This window comes from Ruegeria sp. CDSA077, from assembly GCF_059612265.1.
In genome coordinates, this window is sequence record NZ_JBXWQG010000007.1 from 11,276 (window position 1) to 37,949 (window position 26,674).

The window sequence follows — 26,674 nt, forward strand, 5'->3', positions numbered from 1 at the left end:
GATCACGATTGCCCGAACAAGCCGGGGTGAGTGGTGGTCAGTTACTTAACAATACAACAACCTTAGCACGATCTGCAGATTAAGGCTCATTAACTCTGGCCGTGCTGTTCGAGTTGGCAAAGTTCAGCCGAAATACGGCATCAGCCAACAGCAGGAATTTGCCGGATCAGACAGTGCCTGGAGCGCCGGCGCGGGTCCGGCAGGGGCCGAAAACAGCCGCAAGCGCCAGAATCACACCCGATACCGTTGCGATCATTCCGGCGGCACTCACGGCATCGCGGGCACCCATCCATAATGGGCCATAGCCCGCCAGAACATAGCCCATCACCGCCGAAACCACGGCAAATACAACACTCCATGCGATTTGAGTTTCCAATCGGTTGGTCATCAACCGCGCCGCAGCGGGGGGGCAGATGAACATGGCGATCACGATGATCGAGCCAACCGCGTCGAAGGCTGCGACGGCAGCTATCGCCGCTGTGATCACCAGCGCAAACCCCAAAGGACCGGTCCGAATACCAATCGTGCTGGCAAAACCTTCGTCAAAGGTCGAAATCTTCAATGGTCGCCAGAATACCCAGGTAAACAGCGAAACCCCCGCAAGCGTCAGCGCGATACGCGGCAATTCCGGGGGCAACCCCGCAAGCGCGGCCGGGTCCCGCAGCGAGACCCATCCCGTTGCGTCCAGCCAGATCAGACTTTCGAGATTGCCATACAGCGCGTGTTCCACATCCAGATGCACGGTCGAGGTGTCCGTCTGCTCCAACAAAAGAACGCCCGCCGCAAATAGGGTAGTAAAGACCACGCCCATTGCCGCACCGGGTTCGATCTGACCCAGCCTGCGGATCGCCTCGATCATCACCACAGCAACCACGGCAGCACCCGCCGCGCCCAGCATCATTGGCCAGGTCGAGATCGCGCCGGTCAGAAGAAAGGCAACCACGATACCCGGCAGCACCACATGGCTGATGGCATCCCCGATCAGCGCCTGTTTGCGCAGAACCAGAAAGTTCCCCGGAAGGGCGCAGGCGATGGCCGCAAATGTCCCGATCAGCAGCGGTGTCAGTGACAGGGGAACGAATTCTTCGCCGCTCATGGTGCTATCCCCTGCGGGCCGCCGATCTGGCGGTCGATCTCGGTAATCTGGTCGCGGGTCAGCGCGGTTTCGATATCGCGCAGCCCATCATACAACGCCGCTGTTGCTTCGTGGGCCTGGTCCGTGCGAACGACCTCCCACCGCTTTTCGTCGCGCAGGGCTTTGGCGGCGCGGGCCTTGCCAGCCTCGGTTGCCACGCCGTCGGGGCGGGCCAACCCGGCCCGGCGTAACAAACGCAGGGTCAGCGGCTCATAGATTTTCTGCCCTTGTGCCAACGCAAGCAAGCCCTGCCGGATATGAACCCGACGCTGGAATTGCAGGTGCCGCAACACCGCCGCCAGAACACCGCGAACCGGCGCCAACAGCAACGACAGGACAAACACGGCAAAACTGACAAGAACGATAAGCGGACCCGTCGGCAGATTGGGAGCCGCCGCCGACAGCGCCGCACCGATATAGCCCGAGACGCCCCCGATCAGACCCGCCAGCAACACTACTCTTTCGGACCGCTCAGTCCAAAACCGGGCTGTCACCGGCGGAATGATCAAAAGCGCAACGATCAGGATCAACCCGACAACTTTCAGGCCAACCACTGTGACGGCCATTACCAGACCCATCATTGCAAGGTCGATGCGATGCACCGGCAGGCCCCTGGCTGCGGCAAATTCAGGGTCAAAGGCCACGATCGTCATTGGACGGCGGATAATCATGACAAGCGCCAGCGTTGCCGCGCCTCCGATCGCAATGATCATCGCATCTGCCCAAAGCATCCCAGCGGTCGAGCCCAGCAGAAACCCTTCAAGCCCCGCCTGTCGGCCCACACCCATGGTCTGGATCACCGTCAGCAGCACAATGCCGAAACCAAAGAATACAGATAGGACCGCTCCGATCGCGGCATCCTCGGCCAGCCGCGTGTGCCGCGTCAGCCAGTTCATACATAAAAGGCCGATCCAAGCGGATATTGCCGACCCAACGAGCAGGCCGATCAGGTTTCTGCCGTCCCCACCGAGGGCCACAAGCACCATAAAGGCCAGACACACACCCGGCAATGTCGCATGGCTGATCGCATCGCTGACCAGTGCACGTTTGCGCAAGAACAGAAATGTGCCGGTTACCCCGGCGGAAATGCCCAGCAGGCTTGCGCCGATTGCGACAAGCGTGGCGTTATAGCCAAGCTGAAGGGTCAGAGCATCCCAATGCATGACTCACCCCAGCGCGCGTGAGATCTGGTCGATCTGCGCAGTAGCCAGACGGCCGCCATAGGCAGATTGCAATGTCTTGGCCGTAAATGCCTCGGCCACGGGCCCCTCGGCGACTTTGCGCGTGTTGATCAGGAAAACATGGTCGAAATAGTCGGTGACGGTCGCCAGGTCATGATGCACCGCAACCACGGTCTTGCCCGCCTCTTTCAGCGATTTCAGGACGGAAATGATGGCCTTTTCCGTTGCCGCATCAACCCCGGCAAAAGGTTCGTCCAGCAGATACAGATCGGCGGCCTGGGCCAAGGCGCGCGCCAGAAAGACCCTCTGCTGCTGGCCGCCTGACAACTGGCCGATCTGCCGGTCGGCAAAGTCACGCATCCCTACACGGTGCAGACAATCCATCGCCTGCGCCTTATGCCGGGCGCGCACCCGCCCCAACAGCCCCAGTTCGCGCGACAAGCCCATCAGAACCACGTCAATCACGCGCGTCGGGAAGTCCCAGTCCACGCTGGCCCGCTGCGGCACATATGCGATCCGGGACCGCTGTCGATCCAGCCGATCGCCAAACACCGTCACCTGACCGGACAGGGGTGAGACAATCCCCAAAGCCGCCTTCAACAGGGTCGATTTACCTGCACCGTTTGGCCCGATGATCGCTGTCATGGCACCCGGTTGCACGGTCATATCAACCGAGAAAACCGCCGGCTTCTGCCCGTACGAGACGGTCAGGCCACGAACGGCCAGCGGACTTTCTCCAATGTCGTTTTCCGAAAGGGGGATGCCCTGATGTGCCGCCAGTTCCAGCATCTCCTAAAACCCCGCCGACAAATTGCCGCTCATGCCGGTTTTGGGAATATCAGCCCCCAGAGCGCCTGCAATTACAGTGATATTGTGATCCAGCATCCCGATGTAGGTACCCTCATAGGTGCCGGGCTCGCCCATCGCGTCCGAATAAAGCTGTCCACCGACTTCAACCTGATGTCCCCTGGCCGCTGCGCCCTCGATCAGCGCACGCATCGACCGATCCGAGACCGAGCTTTCCACGAAAACTGCCGTCAGTTGCCGGTCAACCAGCGTATCGACCAATTCGCTAATCCGGTTCAGTCCCGCCTCGGATTGGGTTGAAATACCCTGAATTCCAAGCACATCGTACCCGTATTCAGCACCGAAATACCCAAAGGCATCATGTGCCGTCACCAGAACACGGTTGTTTTCCGGGACCGCTGCAAGCACTTGCTTGCCATAAGCCTCCAGTTCCGCGATCTGCGCAAGAAAGGCCTCTGTGTTTGCCGCAAAGATGTCCGCGGCCTCGGGGCGCGCCTGAGTCAGGGCTTTTTGCACTTCGATTACGACATCACGCCACAGGGTCGGGCTCATCCAAAGATGGGGATCGTATTTGTCAGCATAATTGTCGTGCGCGTGCAGCTTTGACTTATCAACGCCTTCGGCTACCGCAACGACCATGCGTTTACGCCCAAGGTCATGGAAGAACTCTTCCATCTGCGCCTCAAGATACAGACCATGCCACAGGATCAGATCGGACCTGGTCATAGCGACGATATCACTGCGGGTCTGACGATAGGCATGCGGGTCGACGCCAGGGCCCATAAGGCCCTTCACCTCGACCTGATCACCTCCGACCTGACGGGCGGCATCGGCAATCATACCGGTCGTGGCCACCACTTTCAGCGGCGCATCGGCCCAGGCCGAGAATGGGAATGCAGCGGCGAATGCCAGCGCTGCAAGGAAACTACGACGAATCATGTCAGACCCCGGAAATGGTATCTTGCTAAGATGAATATGAGAACCGCTCGCAACTAAGTCAATGCTATTGAGAATTATTCGCAAGAAAACGCCTATTTTGTCCATTTGGTCAAAAAATTTACCCTTCCAATGCCGGATGGCCTTCCATTTGCATCTTACCCGTGCGAATTTGATACAAACCTCCCAAAGGATGTGAAAATGGAAACGCAGAGCTCAGAAAGCCCCGTGCGCACCGCGCATCTGCCGCAAGTGACCGAGCCCCGGAACCCTGGAATGGAGCTTGATCTGGATTGGGTGCGGGCCGTACAGGTCAACACCTCGGCCGTTGAGCGCCGCGCAGCCACCCTGCCGGGTCGGCGCTCGGTGAAAAAGGACTACCAGGCGGCGTGGCTGCTCAAGGCGATCACCCTGATCGACCTGACCACCCTATCGGGAGACGATACCGTCGGCCGTGTCCGGCGCCTGTGCGCCAAAGCGCGGCAACCCGTGGCTTCTGCAACACTTCAGGCGTTGGACATGCCACCGATCACCACCGGCGCGGTCTGTGTCTATCACGACATGATCGAAACCGCTGTGGATGCGCTGAGGGGCACCGGGATTCCGGTGGCCGCCGTATCGACCGGATTCCCTGCAGGCTTGTCCCCGTTCCACCTGCGCGTGGCCGAGATCGAAGAAAGCGTCAAAGCCGGAGCCGAGGAAATCGACATCGTAATCTCTCGGCGTCATGTGCTGTCGGGCGACTGGCAGGCCTTGTATGACGAGATGAAAGCGTTCCGCGTGGCTTGTGGCGACGCGCATGTCAAAGCCATCCTTGCAACCGGCGAACTGGGCAGCCTACGCAACGTGGCGCGCGCCTCGCTGGTCTGCATGATGGCGGGGGCGGATTTCATCAAAACTTCGACCGGTAAGGAAAGCGTCAACGCCACGCTGCCCGTGTCGCTGGTGATGATCCGGGCGATCCGCGATTATTATGACCGCACCGGGTATCGTGTCGGATATAAACCCGCAGGCGGGATTTCCAAAGCCAAGGACGCACTAGTTTACCTGTCGCTGATCAAGGATGAGTTGGGCGACCGTTGGCTGGAGCCGGACCTGTTTCGCTTTGGCGCGTCGTCGCTGTTGGGCGATATCGAACGGCAGCTAGAACATTTCGTAACGGGTGCTTATTCCGCCGGTTACAGGCACTCGATGGGCTGAGGACGAAAACAATGACAGTCAAAGAGATTTTCGAGACCATGGATTACGGCCCTGCCCCTGAAAGCTCAGCCGAAGCGCTGGCCTGGCTGGTCGATCAGGGTGACAAATTTGGTCACTATATCGACGGGGCCTTCACCAAACCGGGCAAGGGGTTCGACAGCCGCAACCCGGCGACCGGAGAGGTTTTGGCCAAGCTGACCCAGGCCAGGCAAGCCGATGTCGACGCCGCCGTATCCGCCGCCCGCAAGGCGCAGCCAAAATGGGAGAAGATGGGCGGTGCGGGTCGTGCGCGCTACCTCTATGCCGTCGCGCGCCTGCTGCAGAAGCACTCGCGTCTGTTTGCAGTGCTGGAAAGCTTGGATAACGGCAAGCCGATCCGTGAATCGCGCGACATCGACATCCCTCTGGTACAGCGCCATTTTTACTACCACGCCGGCATGGCGCAGTTGATGGAAAGCGAACTACCCAACGCCGAAGCGCTGGGAGTGTGTGGACAAATCGTTCCTTGGAACTTCCCGCTGCTGATGCTGGCTTGGAAGATTGCTCCGGCGCTGGCCATGGGTAACACGGTCGTTCTGAAACCTGCCGAATATACCTCTCTGACCGCGCTGCTGTTTGCCGATATCTGCTCACAAGCCGGGCTGCCCAAGGGTGTGGTCAACATCGTCACGGGCGATGGCGCGGTGGGTGAGATGATCGTGGCCTCGGACGTGGACAAGATCGCCTTTACCGGCTCAACCGCAGTGGGTCGGCGCATCCGTGAGGCGACCGCCGGTTCGGGTAAGGCGCTGACTTTGGAGCTGGGCGGCAAGTCCGCCTATATCGTCTTTGACGACGCCGATATCGATTCCGCCATCGAAGGGCTGGTCGACGCGATCTGGTTCAATCAGGGTCAGGTTTGTTGCGCAGGTTCGCGTCTGTTGGTTCAGGAAGGCATCGCCGATCGGTTCCACGAGAAACTGCGCGCCCGAATGGACACTCTGCGCATCGGTGATCCATTGGACAAATGCATCGACGTGGGTGCTGTGGTCGACCCGGTCCAGTTGCAGACCATCAAGAGCATGGTCGACAGCAACTCCGCGGGTCACGTTTATCAGGCGGCTGGCGCGCTGCCCGAAAATGGCTGTTTCTACCCGCCAACGCTGATCTCGGGCCTCGAAACCTCCGATCAACTGATGCAGGAGGAAATTTTCGGTCCGGTGCTGGTGTCCTCGACCTTCCGTACTCCGGAAGAGGCGGTTGAGCTGGCCAACAACACCCGTTACGGGCTGGCGGCGACGGTATGGACCGAGAACGTGAACCTTGCACTGGATATCGCACCGAAGCTGGTCGCGGGCGTTGTCTGGGTGAATGCCACCAATCTGTTCGATGCCGCAGCCGGGTTCGGCGGTGTGCGCGAAAGCGGCTTTGGCCGCGAAGGTGGCTGGGAAGGTCTGACCGCTTACACCAAGCATAAAGGCAAAGGCAAGCCATTGGCCAAGGCCGAGGCCGCGATGGGCGAAGGTGCCCCGGTCGATCCGATTGACCGTACTGCCAAAATGTATGTCGGCGGCAAACAGGCCCGTCCTGACAGCGGATATTCGAAACCCGTCTGGGGCAAGTCTGGACTGCTGGGCCATGTGGGTCTGGCCAACCGCAAAGACGTCCGCAACGCGGTCGAGGCCGCAGCGGGGGCCAAGGGTTGGTCCAAGACCACCGGCCATCTGCGGGCACAGATCCTGTATTACATCGGCGAAAACCTCTCGGCCCGCGCGGGTGAATTCGCTGCGCGCCTTGATGCCATGACCGGCAGGAAAGACGGCGCGAAAGAGGTCGAAGCCTCGATCCAGCGCCTGTTCACCGCCGCTGCCTGGGCCGACAAGTATGACGGCCAGGTGCACGGCGTTCCGATCCGGGGCGTGGCCATTGCCATGAAAGAACCTGTCGGCGTGATCGGCGCGCTCTGTGCTGACGAGGCGCCGCTGCTGGGTCTGGTCTCGGCCATGGCGCCTGCTGTTGCGATGGGCAACCGGGTGGTTCTTGCGGCAAGCGAGCCTTACCCGCTGGCGGCGACGGATTTCTACCAAATCCTCGAAACCTCGGACGTGCCCGCTGGCGTGGTCAACATCCTGACTGGCAGCCACACGGAACTGGCGAAGCCGCTGGCTTCGCATCTGAATGTGGATGCGATCTGGTCATTCTCGTCTACCGATCTGTCGGCCGAGATCGAGCGGGCTTCGGCCGGGAACCTGAAACGGAGTTGGGTTAATAACGCCATGGCAACCGACTGGCACGAGGATCAGACTCGCCGCTTCCTGCAGGCTGCGACCGAGGTTAAAAACATCTGGGTGCCCTACGGCGAGTAGGGCCCCAGCCCCGGAAAACCCAGGGGTGCAAACAGTTTGTTCGGGTACAGATGGCGCGCTGCTGCATAGAGTGATCATTGAATGAACATAACGATGATTAACATGTGACATTGTTCATATACAGCGCCGCCACTATCCCTCAGCTTGGACCCAGTCTTAACAAGGTTGGATCGGTCCATGCTGAGTTTTCCATACGAGTTTCCTGAACTGGTACAGGTCGCCACGATGATCGGCGTCTTTGGCGCGGGCCTCTACATCACCAGCTATTTTCTGCTGCAGATGGGGATCATCCGGGGCAACGGCAGCCTCTACCCCCTGCTTGTGATCGCCGCAGCCGGATGTGTTCTGTTCAGCATGTCGGAAGAATTCAACCTCGCGGGCTCGATCATTCAACTGGCCTATATCTCGATCTCGATCCTGGGCCTGCTGCGCGGGTTTCTGTCCCGACATCTGCTTCGGTTCTCAGACGACGAACGTCAGTTCATCGCCCTGCACCTTGAATCGCTGAAACCCCATCAAGCCCGGAAACTGTTGAACACCGCCGCCGTCAAGACCTATGAAAACGGTGACATCCTGATCGAAGAAGGCAAGACAACCGACTTTTTGGGCTTTGTCTTAAAGGGGCGGACCACGATCCTGAAAAACGGCCGGGTCATCAACCAATGTGGAGAAGATGAGATTTTGGGAGAGCTGACCTTTGGCCTTGGGCTGCCTGCCACAGCCACGGTAATAGCCACCGAACCCACCAAATGCCTGGTCTTCGACAATATCAGCCTGATGCGCTTGCTGCGGCGGAGCCGCCATATCGACGATGCATTGAAAGCAGCGCATTTCCGACATACACGGCAAAAGCTGTTGAACAGCAACAAGCACACGCTGCAGGCCCAGAGAAGACCTGCAGCGGCCTAAGGGTCAGCCGTCCAGACCTTCGGGTTTGCCAACGATGGTAAAGTGCAAACCATCTGGGTCCAGCAGTTCGGAGGCCACCCGGTTCACATCCTCAAGCGTCACTGCATTCACCTTGTCATTGCGTGTGGCGATATAGTCGATAGGCAAATCCTCCATCTGCATACCCACCATGATCCCGGCGATCTGGCTGTTGCCATCAAAGCGCAGCGGATAGGCACCGGTCAGATAGGTCTTGGCGTCGTCCAACTCCTTCTGAGTGACCCCTTCGGATGCGGCGCGCGCCCATTCGTTGCGGATCACATCAACGGCTTCGGCGATACGGTCATTGGCCGAGGACACCGACCCAAGATACACAGAGGCCAGATCCTTTGGCACCAGATAGGTCGCCACGCCATAGGTCAGACCGCGTTTTTCGCGCACTTCCTGCATCAGGCGACTTTCGAAACCCCCGCCGCCAAGAATGTGGTTCAACAGATAGGCGGAAAAGAAATCCGGGTCGTCGCGGTCGATCCCGGCATGGCCGAACAGAGCCACCGATTGCGGCGTATCGAACTCGATCACGCTCACTCCGCCAGTGATCGTCACATCGGCCCGCCTAGGGATCGGTTTGCCGGTATCCGGCAGATCAAGCAAGAGCTCGTCCAGCACCGCGCCCAGTTCCTCTGGGGTGATATCGCCGACCGCGCCTACATACAGTCGATCCTTGGTAAACACGTTCTCATATGCCGTGACCACATCATCGCGGGTCAAGGCGCTGACACTCTCGATCGTGCCCTTGCCTTCGGAACCGTAGGGGTGATCGCCATAGGCCATTTCCGCGAAGCTGCGCCCGGCAATGTCACTGGGGCTGGTCTGATCTGACCGCAGACCCGACAGAACCTGAGCGCGAACACGGTCTACGGCATCCTGATCGAAACGCGGTTCGTGAATCGTGGTCCGCAGCAGGTCAATCACCTCATCCCTGTTTTCGGTCAGAAACTGTGCCGAGATCGACACTGAATCGTCCGAGGCGCTATACCCGAACGACGCGGCCAGAGATTCCAGCTCGCGCGCATAGGTGCGGGCATCCATCTCGCCTGCGCCTTCTTCGATCAGGCCGCTCATCAGATACACCGCGCCGCGCTTTGTCGGGTCGTCCAGCGACGTGCCACCGCGGAACCGCAGCTCCAGGGCGGTGAAGGGGATCGAGTGATCCTCGACCAGCCATGCGGTGATGCCACCCGGCGAGGTGACTTCTTCAATCTCGATCTCGGCCCATGCAGGAACTGCGATGACCAAAGCAATCAGAGTTACAAATATCCGCTTCATTGCGTTACCTCATCGTCTCGCATCAGCCAGCCCGTGACCGAGGTTTCAGGCTGCAGCACTTCGCGCGCGGCGGCGATGATCTGATCACCGGTCACCGCCTGCAGGACATCAGGCCAAGCCTGTACATCTTCGACCGTCAGCCCGCTGGTCAGGGCACGGCCATAGCGATTGCCGATCCCGTCCACATTGTCACGCGCATAGGTCTGCGCGGCGCGCAGCTGCATTTTGATCCGATCCAGATCCTCTTCGTTCACACCTTCGGCGATGAAATCGGTCACGGCCTGATCCATCGCATCTTCGGCCTCTTGCAGCGACACGCCTTCGGCCGGAACAACCAGCAGATCAAATGTGGTATCGTCAAGCGACACGCCACGGTAGAACGCGCCGGTATAGACGACCTTTTGCTGCTCGAACTGCAGTTTTTCATTCAGGTACGACGTCGTGCTGCCCCCCAGTAGTTCAGCCAGAAGGAACAGGGCGGCGGCTTTTTCCTGCGCACCTGCGTCCCGTTCGGGTGCAAGATAGCTGCGCTGAACATAGGGCTGCGATACGCGCGCATCCTTAAAGGTCAGACGGCGTTCAGCGGTTTGTGGCGGCTCCTGTGATCGCACCCGTTCGGGCAGGTCCGGGTTTGCCGGGATTACCCCGTAATATTGCTCGGCCAGGGATTTGACCTCGTCTGGCTCAACATCGCCGGTCACCACCAGGATGGCGTTATTTGGCGAATAGTGGATCTGATAGAAGGACAGTGCATCGTCCAGGTCCAGCGTTTCCATCTCATGTTTCCAACCGATAACGGGGACACCATAGCGGTGGTTGAGGTATTGCGCCGCGCTGACCTGTTCACCGAACAGGGCGCGCGGGTTGTTTTCGGTACGCTGGTTACGTTCTTCCAGGATCACGTCGCGCTCGGTGGCGATGTCATCATCGGACAGGCGGATATTGCGCATCCTGTCTGACTCCATCCGCATCATCAGCTCAAGCCGGTCGGCAGCAACACGCTGAAAATAGGCGGTGTAATCATACGAGGTGAACGCGTTGTCATTGCCACCATTGGCCGCGACGGTGGCAGAAAACTCGCCCGCCTCCAGCGTGTCGGTGGCCTTGAACAACAGGTGTTCCAGAAAATGCGCCACACCGGACGAACCAACCGGCTCATCCGCCGATCCGGCGCGATACCAGACCATGTGCTGCACGACTGGGGCGCGGTGATCCTCGATCACGACAACGTCCATACCGTTATCCAGCGTAAAGGTGGTGACCGCCTCGTGCCCATCTTCGGCAAAAACCGGGGTGGCGGCGATCAGAGCAGCCGACAGTGCCAGAGCCCGAACCATGGGGCATCCTCCGTTTCGTTTCTGGTGTTAAAACTACGGTGGTGCCGCCCGGGTTCAACCCCGATGACGGAAAGTTAAGAATTATTCATTGACCGGCGGCGCCGATGGCGTTTCGATCCCAGCGTTCCGCGCAGCCTGGGTTTGCTTGTTCGGGTCGATAGCCCAGCGACGGTAAACCTGCGAATATCGATCTACGTTGAACAGCCGCAAACGGGTCCAGCGCCCCTGACGCTTGCGGAAATCCGCATCTTCTTGGTTGACGACCTGCCGTGTGTTTGACGGAACGCCATATCGGCTAGAGGCCGTGACAAGCGCGCCATCAGAGGCAGGCACAGCGGTATTTGGATTCGAAGCAGCCGGATTCCCGCCCAGCGCGGCAATAGCATCCCCTGTGGGATTGGCATCGGTCAGGTTGGTGCCACCCGGTGTCGGTGCGGGCAAGGAGTTGTAGTTCTCTGGCTGGGTCAGAGGTTTGACCGGTAAAATCGCAAACTCGTCCGGGCCCGGGCCCGGCGGCTCGAGGTGGCGCAGACCGATATCCGAACATCCCGCAACCGCAAGACTCATAGTCACAACAAATATGGAACGCGGCAACCGCATGAAAGTCTCCAGCCTGTTTCAGGCGCTTTTATCGTATTTCCAAACCCGCGTCACGAGGGCTTTTTCCTATCAAACAGCACCAACCCGAACGCACCTGCGAATATGAATACATCGGCCAGATTGAACACATAGGGGTTGTCGAAACCACAGCAGGACATGTTCAGAAAATCCAGCACATATCCGTACAACACGCGGTCCACCACATTGCCAAGCGCACCGCCGATCAGCAGGCCGCCACAGACCAACATGAGCTTTGAGGGGGCCGTGCGCATCAACCAAATCAACACGCCCACTGAAATCACCAGTGAAACTCCGATCAGAGCCCAGCGCGCGGCGTCGCCATTGCCCTGAAACAGGCCGAAATTGATGCCGCGATTCTCGCCATATCTGAACACCAGAAAGGGCGGCAGAACGCTGATCGGCTCTTCGGCCACGCGCATCACATGAACGACCAGGTACTTGCTGATCTGGTCGATCAGAAACGCGGTCAGCGCCGCCCAGAGGAGCAATCGGGCACGCATCAGTGACGGAAATGCCGCATGCCGGTAAAGACCATGGCCAGACCGGCCTCATCTGCGGCGGCGATCACGTCGTCATCTCGCATCGAGCCGCCAGGCTGAATCACGCAGGTGGCCCCGGCCTCTGCGGCCTCCATCAAACCGTCGGGAAAGGGGAAGAACGCGTCCGACGCCACCGCTGAGCCGATGGTCAGCGGCTGTGGCAGGCCTAGAACATCGGCCATGCGCTCGGCCTTTTTGGCCGCGATCAGGGCCGAATCCACGCGGCTCATCTGGCCAGCGCCGACACCCACGGTCGCGCCGTCCTTAACATAGACGATGGCGTTGGATTTCACGTGCTTTGCCACCTTCCAGGCAAACAGAAGGTCGCGCATCTGTTCATCCGTCGGGGCCTTCTTGGTGACAACCGTCAGGTCATCCATGCCGACGAAACCGTTATCCTTGTCTTGCACCAACAGACCGCCCGCGACCTGACGCACGGTTTTGCCACCGGCGGTCACATCCGGCAGGCCTTCGGTCGTCAGAAGGCGCAGGTTTTTCTTGGCGGCAAAGATCGCCTTGGCCTCATCCGAGGCGCCAGGTGCGATCACAACCTCGGTGAAAATCCCTGTGATCTCCTGCGCGGTTTCAGCGTCCAGCGGCTGATTCAGGGCCACGATCCCGCCAAAGGCCGAGGTACGGTCACAGTCGAACGCGGCCTTATAGGCGTCCAGCAGCGTGCCTCCTGTCGCAACGCCACACGGGTTGGCATGTTTGATGATGGCACAGGCCGCACCCTTGACGGGATCGAATTCCGCAACCAGCTCAAACGCCGCATCAGTGTCGTTAATGTTGTTATAGCTCAGTTCCTTGCCCTGATGCTGAAGGGCGGTCGCCACACCGGGTCGGTTGGTACCGTCGGTATAAAATGCAGCGGTCTGATGGCTGTTCTCGCCATAGCGCAGTGTCTGTTTCAACTCGCCCGCAAAAGCGCGGCGTTTGGGGGCCTCAAGCAGCAGCGCATCGGCCATCCAGTTCGACACGGCGGTGTCGTAAGCAGCGGTGCGGGCATAGGCCTTTTGCGCCAGCCACTGACGGAAACCATATGAGGTCTTGCCATAATTCTCGTCCAGCTGATCCAACAGCGACGAGTAATCCTCGACATCGACCACGACATTGACAAACGCGTGGTTCTTGGACGCGGCGCGGATCATCGCCGGGCCGCCGATGTCGATATTCTCGATACATTCGTCATAGCCAGCGCCTTTAGCCACGGTCGCCTCGAACGGATAGAGGTTCACCACCAGCAAGTCGATCGCGTCGATGCCGTGTTCGTTCATCGCGGCGACATGGGTGTCATTGTCACGCAAGGCCAGCAAGCCGCCATGCACCATCGGGTGCAGCGTTTTGACCCGGCCATCCATCATCTCGGGGAAACCGGTGATCTCGCTGACATCCTTCACCTCCAACCCCGCATCGCGCAACGCTTTTGCTGTGCCGCCGGTCGACAACAACTCGACCCCGCGGTCGGCCAGCGCCTTACCCAGCTCGATCAGCCCGGTCTTGTCGGATACGGAAAGCAACGCGCGGCGCACGGGGTGAAGATCGGTCATGGGTCCAAAGGTCCTTTTGGCGTCAGTCAAACTCGGGCTCGTCCCGGTGCAGGTCGCGCACGGCAAAGGCTGTATCCTGCGCCTTGCTCAACGTCCACCGGATGCGCGTCGCATACTCCATTGCGCGGCCAGATAGAACGATCTGTTTTGTCGCGCGTGGCTTCAAACGGCCCTTTTCAAGGTAAACACTTGGCTCGATTGACAATTTCCCCACACCATCATGGCGGAACACCCAAATCTCACCGCTTTTGAGCGCCATGGACACCGCCGCACCGCCCAAATCTATCGCCGCATCCACGTCCGGATGCAGATGGAACCGTATGTCAAAGCCGATACCAGTCAGGTTCGACGCATCCAGCGCCTTGTCAAATTGCCGCTTGGCCCTGTCACTTGTGGTAAGCAGAATATCTTCGCCGGTCAGCTCCCGCCCGTCAAAGCGCAGCTCGAACGTTCGGGCATGGGTCAGGCCGAACACTTTCGTATAGCCATCATGCCCGGCCATGAACCGGGTTCCCTCGAACGCGTCTTCGAACTCGACCGGAACATCCTTTGGCGCGTCGACCAGCCCTTCACGTTCCGTACCAGGAACAGCTGAGGTCAGACGCGCACTTGAAAAGCCGTCAAGACAAAGTGTCGAATGCGACGGCGTGGCGCGCCCGGCCCGACGCCATTCCAGCCCAAAGGTTTCCCCAGACCCACAATTCACAATCAGAGGTCGGCGGCCCGAGGTCAGCTCGAACGCCAGGGTCGACGCATGTGCGTTATATGACGCATCCCCTTTGGGCGGCGAACTGGCATCAATAATCACACTGGTCCGTGCCGCATAGAGACGGGCAAATCCCATGGACAGGCCGTTCTCGCTCTGCGGTCTGACGCCGCTTTGCGCCAGAGCCTGATCCAGACGCCCCTCGACCCCGCGCCCGCCCCCGTGGAAACGGGCCAGTGCACCATCCGAATGACGCAGATTGCGCATGGTCGGGGCCATCCGTTTAATCGCATTCGCCTGCGCCCCAGGTGTACCCCGCCCCAAATCGCTAAGTGCCGCCGATGTCCAGGCGAGCAGCGTGAAGACTTCCAGCAGCTCCTCGGGGTTACGCGTGGAGATACCACCTTTTTGATCTATCTGACTGTCACATTCCCGCGCCAGAGCGCGCAGGGCGGGCTCTGCCATCTGCTCAAGCCCTTCCAAAGCCAAACCGGCCTGCACCAGACCGGCTAGCGCCTCGAACCGGGGCAGGCCAGGCGTCGCAGCATGCCAGCGTTTCGACAGGAACCAGGCCTGCTGAGATAGCGAACTGAAAAAGACCTTGCTTTGTTGCTCATCCACACCGCGCAGCAAAAAGATCGCGTGATTGATCCAACGCATCACTCGCCGGCCTGTCAGATCAGGTGCCCAACCGGGCCCGTGCCCGCGCCCATGTGCTTCGATCCAGCCCCAGACCCAGCGTTGCGCCTTTTCGCGCGCCCGGATGTCGCCAACAGCCGCCAGATCATCCAGCCAGGCAAAACCGTGGCGTTCATCGTCGAATCCGGTGCTGGGCGCGGTGACATCCCATAAGCCTGTATCCTGCGCCTCAACCAGATAGCCCGAGAACAGCAGGTTCCCAGCCACCAACTGACGCCCGCGCGCAAATGATCCAACCGTGCGTGGTTCCGGATCGCCCACAAATCCGGTAACGGCTTTGCGCCGCTGACTGAGCCGCGCATAAAGCCGGTTCTGAAACCGCGACCATCGGTTTGCCATGGTGTCCGAATTTGACATGACGCTCGTTACTCTGCCCCTTGCGCTCTGCTGGCGCCTGAGACCCAACGATAGACCGGAGCAATCGTCAAGTCATCGAAAAGCGTGCCTTCAGGTCGATTTCGTCAGGCAGGCGATATAGAAGCCGTCCATGCCGCCTGTCCCCGGCCAATAGTCAGGCCGCAGACGCAAACCGCCCTCTTCGGTGATCCAGCCGGCTTCGACCCCCGCGACCTGCAAAGCGGCCCGGTCCGCTTGCATATCAGGATACATCTGTAGCGCCTCTTCAACCTGCACCTCGCCCTCATCGGGCAGTAACGAGCAGGTGCAGTACACCAACCGCCCGCCCGGTTTCAGAAGGGTCCAGGCATGGGCAAGCATCTGTGTTTGCAGCTCGATCAGCGCGCCAAATTCCGACCCGTCCTTGGCAAAGGGCAGATCAGGATGGCGGCGGATCGTGCCGGTGGCGGAACAGGGCGCATCCAGCAGGATGGCGTCATACTGACCCTGGTGTTCCAGCGCGTCAGCCGCGATGACCGTAGCCATCAGGCCCGTCCGCGCCAGGTTCTCGCGGACTCGTTCCAGCCGCGATTCCGAGATATCCAGCGCAGTCACATCGGCCCCCGCAGCCGCCAGCTGCAACGACTTGCCACCGGGCGCAGCGCAAAGGTCCAGAATTTTCTCTCCGGCCTTGGGCGCCAGGACTCGGACAGGCAGTGCGGCGGCGGCATCCTGAACCCACCAGTCACCGCGATCATATCCCGGCAGAGCGGACACCTGCCCCGCATCCCGAACCCGCATCGAACCGGTCGGAAGCATCTCACCCGGCGCGGTTGCCCCTGGCTTGACCGAAAGATCCAGCGGCGCGCCCTCGAAATGCGCCAGTTCCATGCCGGTCACGGCCTCGGCACCCCAGGCCATGATCAACGGATCGCGCAGCCACTCGGGCAGGCGCGGCACGCGCATTTTCGGCCAAGCCTCTGGCCCTTCCGCCGCGACTTTGCGCAGAACCGCGTTCACCAACCCCTTGAGCCGCCCATGCTTGCGCGAGCGACCGACAATCTCAACCATGGAATTTACGACGCCATGCGCTGCCTCGCCATGGCACAGCTCAACCGCTCCCAGACGCAGGGCATTATGCACGGTCACGGCGGGGGTGCGGTTCAGGTGATTGTCCAACAGACGGTCGGCGCGTTCGAGCCCACGCAGCGTTTGCAACGCCAGCCGCTGTGCCCGCGCCCGGTCTTCTGGTGCCAATCGCTCCAGCGCACCTGCAGCCAGACATTCTGACATCAGCCGCCCCTCACCCAAGATCTGATCCAGAAGGAAGATTGCGCTGCGTCGCGCGGCCGTTGCGTTATCGGACATTGAATCGCCTTTGATGTGACCCTCGTCCGCATTGCCAAGGGCGGACGGGGGCGTATATCAAGCCAATGCACTGAAAGGAACCCGATGTCATGAGTGACGAGCCCAAAGACCTGCCGCCTGCCGCACAACGCGCGCTGGCCGAGGCGGAGGACCGCCGCCGCAAGGCCGAAGCCGACGCAAAAGCGCGACCCAAAGAGCTGGGCGGACGCGACGGCCCCGATCCTGCACGTTATGGCGACTGGGAAAAGAAAGGCATCGCGATAGATTTCTGATCAATCCCCGCGCAGGGCCTGCAGAAAATCCGCGATGAGCGCCCGTTGCTTATTGGATTTCGCACGCTCTTCGGGCCAGGTCAGCCAATAGCCATCTTTTGCGTTCAATTCGGGCAAATCCAGTCGACGCAACCGCCCCGCTCGCAAGTCCGATTGCGCCAAGGGCATGGATCCCAACACAACGCCCAAACCCTGCCGAGCCGCCGAAATCGCATGTTCCATCGAATCGAAGCTCATTTTCGAGGGCGGCAGGTCGGTCTGAGTGGTGTTTTTCGCCCAATCACGCCAGCCGGGCCTTTCACCGCGCAGATCAATCAAGGGCGCGGACCAATCCACACCCGGCGCTGCCATCGGCACTAGCACTTCGGCCGCAATCAGTTCGGCATCGCGCCCGGGCCACGCCCCACGCCCATAGCGGATTTGAAGCCAAGTCCTCTCTTCATCCAGCGAAGACCGTCGCGCTACAGAATCTGTCAGCACCCGCACTTTGGGGCGCAGGACGTGAAAACGTGCAAGAGCGGGTATGACGAGGGCCTTAATATGGGAAGACAGGCCAGCCACCCGCAATTCGCGCGGGGATTTTCCGAAAAGGTCTTCGGTATTGCGTTCGAGCGCCTGCAAGCTGTCCTGAACCAGCGGTAGATAGCTTTCGCCCTCGACGGTCAGCGATACACCGCGCGCCTCGCGCACAAACAGCGTGCGGCCCAACCAGGCCTCAAGGTTGCCGATGCGCTGACTGACGGCAGCCTGTGTTAGCCCAAACTCGCGCGCCGCTGCCGAGAATCCACCCAACCGCCCCGCCGCTTCGAATACGCGCAACCAGTCTAGCGGGGGCAAGCCGATCTTCTTTTTATCCATAAGTTTTTCCAGGCCTCAGCAGCAACAAGGATTAATTGTCGTAATGCCACAGGGGGCGTATATCCTCAAGCAAAGCCCGCGCGAACAGGAGAAACCCCATGCTGCGCTCTGCCACCCATACTCCGTCAATCGTCACCGTGGAATTCGATACAGGCCCAAGTGCCCGCTTTCACGCCATCTGGCTACGCGACAACGCGCTTGATCCTGACACACGGGCACCGGGCAACGGACAGCGCCTGATCACCATTGGCGATATCCCCGCCGATACCATGGTCAGCGCTGCCTCAGTGGCCAACGGCGACCTCACTGTCACATTTCAACCCGAAAACAAGACTGTCACTTTCCCCGCCGATTGGCTGGCTGCGCATAGCTATGACCAAGAGGACAGCCGCACCTTTGGCCGCACCGCGCCCGGGATCACCACCTGGGAGCAAGGGCTCGACGCGCCCAGCGCCGACTGGAGCGACGTCCACGCCAACCCCGCAGCCAAGCGCGGCTGGCTGGCAATGGTCGCCGAATACGGGTTTGCCAAACTGACCAGTGGCCCGACCGAACCGGAATCCCTGTTGAAGGTGGCTGATCTGTTCGGATACGTCCGTCAGACCAACTATGGCCCCTATTTCGAGGTTCGAACCGAGGTGAACCCGACCAACCTGGCCTTTACAGGGCTTGGCCTGCAGGCGCACACGGACAACCCTTATCGCGACCCGGTACCGACATTGCAGATCCTGTACTGCCTGGAGAACAGCGCCGAGGGTGGCGATTCCATTGTTGTGGACGGGTTCCGGGCGGCGGAAAAACTGCGCGATCAGAACCCCGATGGATTTGCGCTGTTGGCAGGTTTCCCGGCCCGGTTCGAATACAAGGGCTCGGACGGGGTCTGCCTGCGGTCGCGCCGCCCAATGATTGAGCTATCGCCCGATGGCGAGTTGATCGGTATCCGCTTTAACAACCGCTCGTCGGCTCCGTTTGTGGACATCCCTTTCGATCTGATGGAGGCCTATTACGCCGCCTATCGCCAGTTGGGTGAGATAATCGACGATCCGGCCATGGGCGTGTCGTTCAAGCTGGAGCCGGGCGAAAGCTTCATCGTTGACAACACCCGCGTCCTGCACGCGCGTCTGGGCTATTCCGGCGCCGGATCGCGGTGGTTGCAAGGCTGCTACGCCGACAAGGACGGCTTACTGTCAACCCTGGCGGCGATGGAACTGGCGACACTGGAGGCGGCGGAATGAAACCTGATTTCTCGACCCTGACCCCCGACAATATCGTGGCCTTCATCGGGGATATCTTTGACCGCCGCGGCGGCGAGGAATATCTGGGCGAACCCGTCACCATGGCAGAACACATGCTGCAGGGCGCGACCATTGCCGAACAGAACGGCATGCCCGAAGAGATCATCGTAGGGGCATTGCTGCATGATATCGGTCATTTCACATCCGAATTCGGCACGTACCACCCCGACGACACCGAAGACCGCCATCACGAAGATGCAGGCGCCGAGGTGCTGGAACAGTTCTTTCCGTCAGTTATCACCGATTGCTGCCGCTATCACGTGGCGGCCAAACGGTATCTTTGCGCTACCAAGCCCGAATATTTCAACCGCCTGTCCACGGCTTCGGTTCATACACTGGAACTGCAAGGCGGGCCGATGAGTGCCAGAGAAGTTGCCGAATTCGAGCAGAACCCGAACCTGAAAGAGATCATTCAGGTGCGTTATCTGGACGAAGCAGGTAAACGTGCAGACATGGAAATCCCCGGTTTCAACCATTTTGCGCCGATGGTGCAGCGAATGGTCGAAAAATATCAGGAGCTCACATGAACGCGCCAGAATACATTTTTGAGGCCAACACCAAACCCTCCCTGCCTTGGCACGAGGTCCCCCTGATCCGTGCTACAGACAAGTCGGTCAAGGACTATGGCTGTCTGGTCGACGACCCCGAATTCGAAATTGAAATCGTCCGTTGGCCGCAACAGGGTTGGCGGTCCATCGACGAAGGTACCGGCGATGAAGCCGGTTGGGTCGAAGGCACATTTCATGGTGAGTGGAAAGGGGACGTCCTTTACGGCGAGAACGAAGCGGTCAACGGCCACTATGTCCTCGGCTGGTCCACTGATCCGCAACAGGCCAACGCCAACCGGCAAACTGCTCCGCGTGATCAAGTTCTGCTTTGGCACATGAACTATCACCCCGATGGCGGACAGATGTTCTGGCCGATCGACAACAAGCCTTTCATCATCCCTGCCGCATTGCCGGGCGACAATCTGACACCGGAAAAAGTGGTGGCCTTTTGGTGTGATGGGTCACGCGGGCTGTATATCCATCCTGGCATCTGGCACGAGGGGATATTCCCGGTCGAGGACAATCAGCGTTTTCTGGATCGGCAGGGCAAGGTTCACGCGCGGGTCAGTGCGGATATCGGCAAAGAATTCGGCGTCTATCTCGCCTGCCCTTTGCGCGCAGATAAGATCCGAGAGTTGTAGTCGGTCTGTCGGCTCCCGGGCGGTGTCAAAGCCCCAGAACGTCCACCATGTCATATTGGCCAGGCGCTTTACCCTGCCCCCAAAGTGCGGCTTTCAGGGCGCCGCGCGCGAAAATGGCGCGGTCAGTGGCCAGGTGGCGCAGCACGATGCGTTCGCCCGGTGCCGCGAATAGCACGTCATGCTCACCCACGATGTCGCCGCCGCGAATGGCATGGAACCCGATATCGCCCCGTTTGCGCGCGCCGGTCATACCATCGCGGCCCCGATCGGACACCTCAGCCAGATCTACACCACGCCCTTCGGCAGCGGCCTCGCCCAGCATCAGCGCGGTGCCCGAGGGCGCATCGACCTTGTGGTGGTGATGCCCTTCGATCACCTCGATATCGAAATCTTCATCCAACGCGGCAGCGACCTTTTTGGTCAGCTGTACCAGCAGGTTCACACCCAGGCTCATATTTCCCGCCCGCACGATCACCGCATGACGTGAGGCCGGCTCCAGAGCGGCAATCTGCTCGTCACTCATCCCGGTAGTGCCGATCACATGCACACAGCGCGCCTGCGCCGCCAACGCGGCGAATTCCAGCGTCGCCTCGGGTGCGGTGAAATCAATCACGGCCTGCGCCTGGGCAAAGGCCTCCAGCGGATCGTCGGTCACCGTGACGCCCAGCGCTGCACCGCCCATGGCCACGCCCACATCCTGCCCAACCCAATCATGACCCGTGCGCTCGATCACGCCGACCAGACGGGCCTGATCACTGTCGGTCACGGTCCTGATCAACATCTGACCCATACGGCCCGAAGCCCCTGTGATGACGATCCCCGGAATATGGGTCATTGCGCTGGTCCTTTTGCATTGATTGGCTCAAAGCCTCCTACCCGGTTCGCACCCGCTTGGCAAAGCCCCGCTTTGCGCTTAGATCGGGGATATGGCTAAGAACAAATTCCACGATGGCCCCGGCCCGTCCCAACGACAGCTGCGTGTCGGCGAACTGATCCGCCGCACCCTGTCCGAGGTTCTGGCGCGCGGAGATGTCCACGATCCCGACCTGAATCGCATGTCAATCACTGTGGGTGAGGTGCGCACCTCGCCCGATCTGAAGATCGCCACCGCCTTTGTGCTGCCCCTGGGCGGCAAAGGGCAGGAGGATGTGATCGAACTGCTGGCCCGCAACAAACACGAGCTGCGGCGCATGGTTGGTAAAAAGGTCGGGCTGAAATTCTCCCCCGATCTGCGATTCCGGCTGGATGACACATTCGACCGTCTGGATGACACCCGCCGCATGTTCGATCAGGACGCGGTGCGCCGCGATCTCGACGAGTGATCCGGGCATTTGTCACTTTGGTCGCTTTCCTGTGGGCGGCGCAAGCCGGGGCAGTGACATGCGAAAAGGTCACGCATAGTGACAAACGCTACACTGTCTGCGAGGTGGATGCCGCGAATGAGGACATGCGCTTGTTCCTCAATGACGAGAATGGCGACCTGCTAGGGCATTTCTCGGCGGTGAATGAGGCGCTGGAGCCCGTTGGCAAGCGTCTGGCCTTTGCGATGAACGCAGGCATGTATCACGACGACCGCTCGCCCGTCGGCCATTATGTCGAGGACGGGCAGGAGCAGATGCGTGTGATCCCGAACCCCGGTCCCGGAAACTTCGGCCTTCTGCCCAACGGGGTGTTCTGCATCCGCGAGGGCCGCGCCGACGTGTTTGAAACGCTCGAATTCATTGAACAGGCCCCCGAATGCCGCTTTGCCAGCCAATCCGGCCCGATGCTTGTCATCGACGGAGAGCTGCACCCAAGGTTCCTGCCTGATTCGACGTCGGTTTATGTGCGCAATGGCGTGGGCACCAGCGCCGATGGCACCCGCGCGGTGTTCGCCATTTCCGAGGATTACGTCACCTTCCACCAATTCGGCAGCCTGTTCCGCGATGTGCTGGAAACGCCGAATGCGCTGTTCTTCGACGGCAATATCTCTCGCATGTATGACCGGGCGAACAGCCGATCCGATGTCGGGTTCTCGCTGGGGCCGATTGTCGGTGTGGTTGAAGACACGCCCTGAAATTGACAGGGCCAGACCGATCCGCTAACTCGCGCGCCTCGGCATAGAACAAGGTGCACAATGGGACGCAAACGCAAGGGTCGCGACATTTCCGGTTGGCTGGTGGTGGACAAGCCCGCGGGCATGACCTCGACCGCCGTGGTCAACAAGGTGCGCTGGGCAATGGACGCAAAGAAGGCGGGACATGCGGGGACGCTGGACCCCGAGGCCACCGGCGTTCTGGCCGTGGCTTTAGGTGAGGCGACCAAAACCGTTCCCTATATCACCGACGCACTCAAGGCCTATACCTTCACCGTGCGACTAGGTCAGGCCACCAATACCGATGACGCCGAGGGCGAGGTAATCGCAAGCAGCGATGCGCGCCCTTCGGATCATGACATCAAAGAGGCCCTCGCGCCCTTTATCGGTGAAATCATGCAAGTTCCGCCGAAATTCTCGGCGGTGAAGATCGACGGGCAGCGTGCCTATAAGCTGGCCCGCGATGGCGAGGATGTGGAACTCGCTGCGCGCCCTCTGTGGGTCGAGGAACTGGTTCTGGTTGATCGCCCAGATGCCGACCACGTCATGCTGGAAATGACCTGCGGCAAGGGTGGTTATGTCCGATCGATCGCGCGTGATCTGGGCGCGGCGCTGGGGTGCTACGGCCATGTCCGCGAGCTGCGCCGTATCTGGTCCGGCCCGTTCGAGACCAAAGACGGGCTGAGCATTGAACAGATCGACGAGATGGCCAAAACCACCGCGCTGGATGACTACCTGCACCCGCTGGAAACAGGCCTATCGGACCTGCCCGAACTGAAATGCACGCCCGAAGGTGCGACCCGTCTGCGTAACGGCAACCCTGGTATGGTTCTGGCGTCCGATGTGGAATACGGGGATGAGGCCTGGGCCTCGCTGGATGGTCAGGCTGTGGCGGTCGGCATCTATAAATCCGGCGAATTGCATCCCAGCCGGGTGTTCGTCACGTAATCTGCGTGCTAGTCGAAACCCATGATCACGCGCACACATACCAAGGGCGACGCGCCCTCGACCGCTGTTTATTCGGATTGCGAGAGATACCGCTATAGCCTGACGCGCATCTGGGATCCGGCCGGGCGCAAGGCGCTGTTTGTGATGCTGAATCCCTCCACCGCGACCGAGGTGCAGAACGATCCCACGGTTGAACGCTGCGAACGCCGGGCGCGCGCGCTGGGGTTCGGCGCGTTTCAGGTCACCAATATCTTTGCATGGCGCGATACTGATCCACGCAAGATGCGGGCCGCTGCCGATCCGGTGGGGCCAGAGAATGACATGGCCATTCTGAATGGCGTGGACTGGGCCGATCAGGTCATCGCTGCCTGGGGCACCCATGGCGCGCATTTGGATCGAGGCACCGCCGTCGAAACCCTGCTGCGCGGCACCGGTCAGACGATGTACCACCTTGGGCTTACCAAGGACGGCCACCCCAAGCATCCGCTCTATATCGCTTACACGCAAAACCCCGAACCCTGGTGACAAAGGGTTAACCACAAGCTCAGCTAGGCTTTGACCAAAGCCCTGATTGCATGAGACATTTCACCCTCGAAGCAATGCGTTCAAGGAGGTTGTCATGTTTCTGATCGGATTGCTGAGTCTGGCAGCTGTCGGCGGGGCGGCCTATGCCATCGGCGATGTCTTTGACATAGATGAAGATCCTGGTGAGGACGATGTCGTCGACGACCAGCCTCCTGCGGTCGAAACCGGCGAATTCCTTGACGTCGGTGAGAATGTCGAGGAACCCGAAGCGCCCGAGATTTCGACCGGGACGATCATATCCGAAATCGAGGGCGACATGATCATCGCGGGTACCGAGGATCTGGACATCCTGACCGGTCTGGAAGGCGACGATCAGATCAATGGATATGCGGGGGATGACACGATTTATGGTGGCGAAGGCGATGACACCCTGCATGGGGGAGGAGGCGCTGATACGATCTTTGGCGGCACTGGCCAGGATGTCCTTCACGGAGGGGCGGGCGACGATCAAATCTCGGGCGATGAGGGGGATGATGCACTTTACGGGCATTTCGGCGCAGATCACCTGGACGGCGGGATGGGCGAGGATGAGCTGTATGGCGGGCAGGATGACGACATTCTGACCGGCGGTGAGGGCGATGACGCACTGCATGGCGGGTTTGGTGATGACCGGTTGTGCGGTGGCGAAGGCGAGGACGTGCTGTTCGGCGGTGATGACGACGATATTCTGGACGGTCAGGATGGAGAGCACCCCGACGCGGTGGATTTCCTGAACGGTGGCGCCGGGGATGATACGATCATTGCTGAAAGCGGGGATATCGTAACCGGAGGCGAAGGCGATGATGACATCGCTGTTTCGCCCGAACCGGATGACGACGCCGTAACCGTCATGGATTTTCAGCCCGGTCAAGACAAGCTACTGATCTCATGGGAAGGTCAGGAAAACCCCGACATTCAGATCAAGACAGACACCGAAGACGAGAACCTGACCCAAGTAATTGTCGACGGGCAGAACGTGGTGCAGCTGATCGGGGCAGACGGAGTCAGCGCCGATGACATTCAACTGATATCCTCAGGCGACCTGGCGCAGCTCAGCGCGCTGGGCTGAATTTCCAGAATCCCTTTGCCATTGACCGCAAATGCGCCTATACGCGCGCATCCGTGTCGGAATCGATGCGGTTTTCTCCATGGGCCTGCGCTGGACGACATCCCGGCCTGTGCCATCAACCCTAACCTTTTCAAAGGAGACCCCGATGTCGATTACTGCCGCTGAAAAAGATCGCGTCATGAAAGAATTCGCAACCAAGGACGGCGACACCGGTTCGCCAGAAGTCCAGGTTGCCATCCTGACCTCGCGCATCACCACCCTGACCGAGCACTTCAAGACCCACAAGAAAGACAACCACGGTCGCCGTGGTCTTCTGAAGATGGTTGCCCAGCGCCGTAAGCTGCTGGACTATCTGAAAGGCAAAGAAGAAGCACGGTACCAGGACCTGATCAAAAAGCTGGGCATCCGCCGCTAAGCGCGCGCTGCTGTTTTTGATACAGAGGCTGAAAAGCCTATTGATCATGATACGCTCGCCATTCGGCGGGCGTATTTGGTTTTGGGGTTCTCTCCGACCTTGAAGAAAAGCCTTTCGCTGCCTTCTCGATGACCGATCACGACAACATCTCGGACGATGGAAACTTTTTTCGCGCCGTGTGATCCACTTCACCGACAAGCTGCTCAAATCGCTGCAGTCTAGGAACTGTAGTGAGTAGGCGCTTATTTTTTTTCGAGCGTTAGGTTTTTCATAGTCCTCCCTTTTCAAGGCGCGCCCACAATGGGCGCGCCCGTTTTTATTGGGAGCCACGGTTCCGCCTGCTTGCACGATAGAATCGCCCCTAAAGACGGCCGCTTTTTTGCCTTCAGGACCGTTGAATTTGCCCGTGATGAACAGGTGTCAAATTGTGACGTTGCGTCGCAGAATCTCAGCGCTGGTTTAGAAAGTTGACGTAAACGTAAGCAACGTTGTGTTTTTTTATCAGAGAGTCAAAAAATGACGCGAAAGGCCAATATCTTCCCCCTTTGCACAGGATCGGTCGGTTCCTAAATGCCGCCTGTCGCTGCGGGTACACACTCACGGCAAACGGTCTTTGAGCCCTCCCACCCTCGTGGTTCGGACTGGCCCGCAGCGACAGTGTCTGACGACTATTTTACTGGAGTTTAACAATGCCTCTAAAATCAGTTTTGAACCGCGTTTTTGCAGCTAACCTTTCCCAGGCTCCTAAATCAGAAAAAAAGTCAACAATGGTCTCTGGCACAGATAGCATCGTAAAAAGAATGTCCGAGGTGGAAACTGCCGCAATCCTCCGCGGCATACTGAAAGAAGAAGAACTGGGGTTTCCCCAACCGCGTAGCAAAGAAGATTCGTTGCAATAGGCCCAGACCCGCTTTGATCCCGGATATATGAAAACCGCTTTCTGCACGATCATAATAGAATGGATCTTCTTCTTTAAGCTGGAGACGGGGCCAATACGGTTCGATCTCACCCGT

At 59.6% G+C, this 26,674-nt stretch carries 27 protein-coding genes; 14 read left to right on the top strand and 13 right to left on the bottom strand.

The window, feature by feature from the left end; genetic code table 11:
- Positions 1 to 166: 166 nt before the first annotated feature.
- The 4 genes from AC2FLE_RS13945 to AC2FLE_RS13960 are packed head-to-tail and all read right to left on the bottom strand — an operon-like array spanning position 167 to position 4,062.
- Positions 167 to 1,096 carry a metal ABC transporter permease gene (locus AC2FLE_RS13945; protein WP_496697729.1) on the bottom strand — a complete coding sequence of 310 codons (930 nt, stop codon included), beginning with the start codon at positions 1,094 to 1,096 and terminating at the stop codon, positions 167 to 169.
- Positions 1,093 to 2,298, bottom strand: coding sequence for a metal ABC transporter permease (locus AC2FLE_RS13950; RefSeq protein ID WP_496697731.1), 1,206 nt, complete (start codon positions 2,296 to 2,298; stop codon positions 1,093 to 1,095). The genes AC2FLE_RS13945 and AC2FLE_RS13950 overlap by 4 nt, the downstream gene beginning before the upstream one ends.
- Before the next feature lie 3 nt (positions 2,299 to 2,301).
- A complete protein-coding gene (locus tag AC2FLE_RS13955; protein ID WP_496697733.1) occupies positions 2,302 to 3,105 on the bottom strand; it encodes a metal ABC transporter ATP-binding protein in 804 nt (267 codons plus the stop codon).
- Between the two features lie 3 nt (positions 3,106 to 3,108).
- The gene (locus AC2FLE_RS13960) at positions 3,109 to 4,062 is read right to left on the bottom strand and encodes a metal ABC transporter solute-binding protein, Zn/Mn family (protein WP_282022376.1); all 954 of its coding nucleotides are present in this window, start codon (positions 4,060 to 4,062) and stop codon (positions 3,109 to 3,111) included.
- Positions 4,063 to 4,260: 198 nt separating this feature from the next.
- On the opposite strand from AC2FLE_RS13960, the gene deoC reads away from it, so the two are divergent.
- From deoC to AC2FLE_RS13975, 3 genes are all read left to right on the top strand, one after another.
- On the top strand, positions 4,261 to 5,259 hold the full coding sequence (gene deoC, locus AC2FLE_RS13965) for a deoxyribose-phosphate aldolase (RefSeq protein WP_496697735.1): 999 nt from the start codon (positions 4,261 to 4,263) through the stop codon (positions 5,257 to 5,259).
- Between the two features lie 11 nt (positions 5,260 to 5,270).
- Positions 5,271 to 7,604, top strand: a complete 2,334-nt coding sequence (locus AC2FLE_RS13970) for an aldehyde dehydrogenase family protein (RefSeq protein WP_496697737.1) — start codon at positions 5,271 to 5,273, stop codon at positions 7,602 to 7,604.
- Positions 7,605 to 7,781: 177 nt separating this feature from the next.
- On the top strand, positions 7,782 to 8,513 hold the full coding sequence (locus AC2FLE_RS13975) for a Crp/Fnr family transcriptional regulator (protein ID WP_281996041.1): 732 nt from the start codon (positions 7,782 to 7,784) through the stop codon (positions 8,511 to 8,513).
- Between the two features lie 3 nt (positions 8,514 to 8,516).
- On the opposite strand, the gene AC2FLE_RS13980 is transcribed toward AC2FLE_RS13975, so the two are convergent.
- The 7 genes from AC2FLE_RS13980 to AC2FLE_RS14010 form a co-directional block, all read right to left on the bottom strand.
- Positions 8,517 to 9,821, bottom strand: a complete 1,305-nt coding sequence (locus AC2FLE_RS13980) for a M16 family metallopeptidase (RefSeq protein WP_496697739.1) — start codon at positions 9,819 to 9,821, stop codon at positions 8,517 to 8,519.
- Complete coding sequence (locus AC2FLE_RS13985) at positions 9,818 to 11,158, bottom strand: M16 family metallopeptidase (RefSeq protein ID WP_142640049.1); 1,341 nt, start codon at positions 11,156 to 11,158, stop codon at positions 9,818 to 9,820. Before AC2FLE_RS13985 ends, AC2FLE_RS13980 begins: the two co-directional genes overlap by 4 nt.
- 81 nt (positions 11,159 to 11,239) lie before the next feature.
- Positions 11,240 to 11,758 carry a DUF3035 domain-containing protein gene (locus tag AC2FLE_RS13990; protein ID WP_271952136.1) on the bottom strand — a complete coding sequence of 173 codons (519 nt, stop codon included), beginning with the start codon at positions 11,756 to 11,758 and terminating at the stop codon, positions 11,240 to 11,242.
- 50 nt (positions 11,759 to 11,808) lie between these two features.
- Positions 11,809 to 12,279 carry a signal peptidase II gene (gene lspA, locus AC2FLE_RS13995; RefSeq protein ID WP_496693040.1) on the bottom strand — a complete coding sequence of 157 codons (471 nt, stop codon included), beginning with the start codon at positions 12,277 to 12,279 and terminating at the stop codon, positions 11,809 to 11,811.
- Positions 12,279 to 13,868, bottom strand: coding sequence for a bifunctional phosphoribosylaminoimidazolecarboxamide formyltransferase/IMP cyclohydrolase (gene purH / locus AC2FLE_RS14000; protein ID WP_496697742.1), 1,590 nt, complete (start codon positions 13,866 to 13,868; stop codon positions 12,279 to 12,281). The genes lspA and purH overlap by 1 nt, the downstream gene beginning before the upstream one ends.
- Before the next feature lie 22 nt (positions 13,869 to 13,890).
- Positions 13,891 to 15,630 (bottom strand): heparinase II/III family protein, encoded by a 1,740-nt coding sequence (locus AC2FLE_RS14005; protein WP_496693042.1) that lies wholly within the window; start codon positions 15,628 to 15,630, stop codon positions 13,891 to 13,893.
- Positions 15,631 to 15,720: 90 nt separating this feature from the next.
- Positions 15,721 to 16,977 carry an RsmB/NOP family class I SAM-dependent RNA methyltransferase gene (locus AC2FLE_RS14010; RefSeq protein WP_496697744.1) on the bottom strand — a complete coding sequence of 419 codons (1,257 nt, stop codon included), beginning with the start codon at positions 16,975 to 16,977 and terminating at the stop codon, positions 15,721 to 15,723.
- Between the two features lie 89 nt (positions 16,978 to 17,066).
- Between AC2FLE_RS14010 and AC2FLE_RS14015 the strand changes: the two genes are divergently transcribed.
- Positions 17,067 to 17,249: a DUF1674 domain-containing protein gene (locus AC2FLE_RS14015; RefSeq protein WP_142640036.1), complete on the top strand. Its 183-nt coding sequence runs from the start codon at positions 17,067 to 17,069 to the stop codon at positions 17,247 to 17,249.
- On the opposite strand, the gene AC2FLE_RS14020 is transcribed toward AC2FLE_RS14015, so the two are convergent.
- Positions 17,250 to 18,107: a LysR family transcriptional regulator gene (locus AC2FLE_RS14020; RefSeq protein ID WP_281973775.1), complete on the bottom strand. Its 858-nt coding sequence runs from the start codon at positions 18,105 to 18,107 to the stop codon at positions 17,250 to 17,252.
- 98 nt (positions 18,108 to 18,205) lie between these two features.
- Between AC2FLE_RS14020 and tmpA the strand changes: the two genes are divergently transcribed.
- The 3 genes from tmpA to AC2FLE_RS14035 are packed head-to-tail and all read left to right on the top strand — an operon-like array spanning position 18,206 to position 20,591.
- Positions 18,206 to 19,342: a 2-trimethylaminoethylphosphonate dioxygenase gene (gene tmpA, locus AC2FLE_RS14025; protein ID WP_282022384.1), complete on the top strand. Its 1,137-nt coding sequence runs from the start codon at positions 18,206 to 18,208 to the stop codon at positions 19,340 to 19,342.
- Positions 19,339 to 19,929: a (R)-1-hydroxy-2-trimethylaminoethylphosphonate oxygenase gene (gene tmpB / locus AC2FLE_RS14030; RefSeq protein ID WP_496697746.1), complete on the top strand. Its 591-nt coding sequence runs from the start codon at positions 19,339 to 19,341 to the stop codon at positions 19,927 to 19,929. Before tmpA ends, tmpB begins: the two co-directional genes overlap by 4 nt.
- Complete coding sequence (locus AC2FLE_RS14035; protein WP_496697748.1) at positions 19,926 to 20,591, top strand: ureidoglycolate lyase; 666 nt, start codon at positions 19,926 to 19,928, stop codon at positions 20,589 to 20,591. The genes tmpB and AC2FLE_RS14035 overlap by 4 nt, the downstream gene beginning before the upstream one ends.
- 25 nt (positions 20,592 to 20,616) lie before the next feature.
- On the opposite strand, the gene dapB is transcribed toward AC2FLE_RS14035, so the two are convergent.
- Positions 20,617 to 21,426 carry a 4-hydroxy-tetrahydrodipicolinate reductase gene (gene dapB, locus AC2FLE_RS14040; protein ID WP_496697750.1) on the bottom strand — a complete coding sequence of 270 codons (810 nt, stop codon included), beginning with the start codon at positions 21,424 to 21,426 and terminating at the stop codon, positions 20,617 to 20,619.
- 91 nt (positions 21,427 to 21,517) lie between these two features.
- On the opposite strand from dapB, the gene rbfA reads away from it, so the two are divergent.
- The 7 genes from rbfA (at position 21,518) to AC2FLE_RS14075 (ending at position 26,560) form a co-directional block, all read left to right on the top strand.
- Positions 21,518 to 21,913, top strand: coding sequence for a 30S ribosome-binding factor RbfA (gene rbfA, locus AC2FLE_RS14045; protein WP_142640024.1), 396 nt, complete (start codon positions 21,518 to 21,520; stop codon positions 21,911 to 21,913).
- On the top strand, positions 21,910 to 22,647 hold the full coding sequence (locus AC2FLE_RS14050) for a phosphodiester glycosidase family protein (protein WP_496697752.1): 738 nt from the start codon (positions 21,910 to 21,912) through the stop codon (positions 22,645 to 22,647). Before rbfA ends, AC2FLE_RS14050 begins: the two co-directional genes overlap by 4 nt.
- A 60-nt stretch (positions 22,648 to 22,707) precedes the next feature.
- Positions 22,708 to 23,613, top strand: a complete 906-nt coding sequence (truB, locus tag AC2FLE_RS14055) for a tRNA pseudouridine(55) synthase TruB (RefSeq protein ID WP_496697753.1) — start codon at positions 22,708 to 22,710, stop codon at positions 23,611 to 23,613.
- A 21-nt stretch (positions 23,614 to 23,634) separates the two neighbouring features.
- Entirely contained in the window at positions 23,635 to 24,138 is a 504-nt protein-coding gene (locus AC2FLE_RS14060) for a DUF1643 domain-containing protein (protein WP_496697755.1), read from the top strand.
- 94 nt (positions 24,139 to 24,232) lie between these two features.
- Positions 24,233 to 25,246: a calcium-binding protein gene (locus AC2FLE_RS14065; protein WP_496697757.1), complete on the top strand. Its 1,014-nt coding sequence runs from the start codon at positions 24,233 to 24,235 to the stop codon at positions 25,244 to 25,246.
- Between the two features lie 145 nt (positions 25,247 to 25,391).
- On the top strand, positions 25,392 to 25,661 hold the full coding sequence (rpsO, locus tag AC2FLE_RS14070; protein ID WP_142640015.1) for a 30S ribosomal protein S15: 270 nt from the start codon (positions 25,392 to 25,394) through the stop codon (positions 25,659 to 25,661).
- Between the two features lie 689 nt (positions 25,662 to 26,350).
- Positions 26,351 to 26,560 carry a hypothetical protein gene (locus AC2FLE_RS14075; RefSeq protein WP_496697759.1) on the top strand — a complete coding sequence of 70 codons (210 nt, stop codon included), beginning with the start codon at positions 26,351 to 26,353 and terminating at the stop codon, positions 26,558 to 26,560.
- Positions 26,561 to 26,674 lie beyond the last annotated feature (114 nt).

Coding starts and splice junctions, on each gene's coding strand:
- AC2FLE_RS13945 (WP_496697729.1), bottom strand. CDS start 1,096: ATGAGCGGCGAAGAATTCGTTCCCCTGTCACTGACACCGCTGCTGATC.
- AC2FLE_RS13950 (WP_496697731.1), bottom strand. CDS start 2,298: ATGCATTGGGATGCTCTGACCCTTCAGCTTGGCTATAACGCCACGCTT.
- AC2FLE_RS13955 (WP_496697733.1), bottom strand. CDS start 3,105: ATGCTGGAACTGGCGGCACATCAGGGCATCCCCCTTTCGGAAAACGAC.
- AC2FLE_RS13960 (WP_282022376.1), bottom strand. CDS start 4,062: ATGATTCGTCGTAGTTTCCTTGCAGCGCTGGCATTCGCCGCTGCATTC.
- deoC (WP_496697735.1), top strand. CDS start 4,261: ATGGAAACGCAGAGCTCAGAAAGCCCCGTGCGCACCGCGCATCTGCCG.
- AC2FLE_RS13970 (WP_496697737.1), top strand. CDS start 5,271: ATGACAGTCAAAGAGATTTTCGAGACCATGGATTACGGCCCTGCCCCT.
- AC2FLE_RS13975 (WP_281996041.1), top strand. CDS start 7,782: ATGCTGAGTTTTCCATACGAGTTTCCTGAACTGGTACAGGTCGCCACG.
- AC2FLE_RS13980 (WP_496697739.1), bottom strand. CDS start 9,821: ATGAAGCGGATATTTGTAACTCTGATTGCTTTGGTCATCGCAGTTCCT.
- AC2FLE_RS13985 (WP_142640049.1), bottom strand. CDS start 11,158: ATGGTTCGGGCTCTGGCACTGTCGGCTGCTCTGATCGCCGCCACCCCG.
- AC2FLE_RS13990 (WP_271952136.1), bottom strand. CDS start 11,758: ATGCGGTTGCCGCGTTCCATATTTGTTGTGACTATGAGTCTTGCGGTT.
- lspA (WP_496693040.1), bottom strand. CDS start 12,279: ATGCGTGCCCGATTGCTCCTCTGGGCGGCGCTGACCGCGTTTCTGATC.
- purH (WP_496697742.1), bottom strand. CDS start 13,868: ATGACCGATCTTCACCCCGTGCGCCGCGCGTTGCTTTCCGTATCCGAC.
- AC2FLE_RS14005 (WP_496693042.1), bottom strand. CDS start 15,630: ATGTCAAATTCGGACACCATGGCAAACCGATGGTCGCGGTTTCAGAAC.
- AC2FLE_RS14010 (WP_496697744.1), bottom strand. CDS start 16,977: ATGTCCGATAACGCAACGGCCGCGCGACGCAGCGCAATCTTCCTTCTG.
- AC2FLE_RS14015 (WP_142640036.1), top strand. CDS start 17,067: ATGAGTGACGAGCCCAAAGACCTGCCGCCTGCCGCACAACGCGCGCTG.
- AC2FLE_RS14020 (WP_281973775.1), bottom strand. CDS start 18,107: ATGGATAAAAAGAAGATCGGCTTGCCCCCGCTAGACTGGTTGCGCGTA.
- tmpA (WP_282022384.1), top strand. CDS start 18,206: ATGCTGCGCTCTGCCACCCATACTCCGTCAATCGTCACCGTGGAATTC.
- tmpB (WP_496697746.1), top strand. CDS start 19,339: ATGAAACCTGATTTCTCGACCCTGACCCCCGACAATATCGTGGCCTTC.
- AC2FLE_RS14035 (WP_496697748.1), top strand. CDS start 19,926: ATGAACGCGCCAGAATACATTTTTGAGGCCAACACCAAACCCTCCCTG.
- dapB (WP_496697750.1), bottom strand. CDS start 21,426: ATGACCCATATTCCGGGGATCGTCATCACAGGGGCTTCGGGCCGTATG.
- rbfA (WP_142640024.1), top strand. CDS start 21,518: ATGGCTAAGAACAAATTCCACGATGGCCCCGGCCCGTCCCAACGACAG.
- truB (WP_496697753.1), top strand. CDS start 22,708: ATGGGACGCAAACGCAAGGGTCGCGACATTTCCGGTTGGCTGGTGGTG.
- AC2FLE_RS14060 (WP_496697755.1), top strand. CDS start 23,635: ATGATCACGCGCACACATACCAAGGGCGACGCGCCCTCGACCGCTGTT.
- AC2FLE_RS14065 (WP_496697757.1), top strand. CDS start 24,233: ATGTTTCTGATCGGATTGCTGAGTCTGGCAGCTGTCGGCGGGGCGGCC.
- rpsO (WP_142640015.1), top strand. CDS start 25,392: ATGTCGATTACTGCCGCTGAAAAAGATCGCGTCATGAAAGAATTCGCA.
- AC2FLE_RS14075 (WP_496697759.1), top strand. CDS start 26,351: ATGCCTCTAAAATCAGTTTTGAACCGCGTTTTTGCAGCTAACCTTTCC.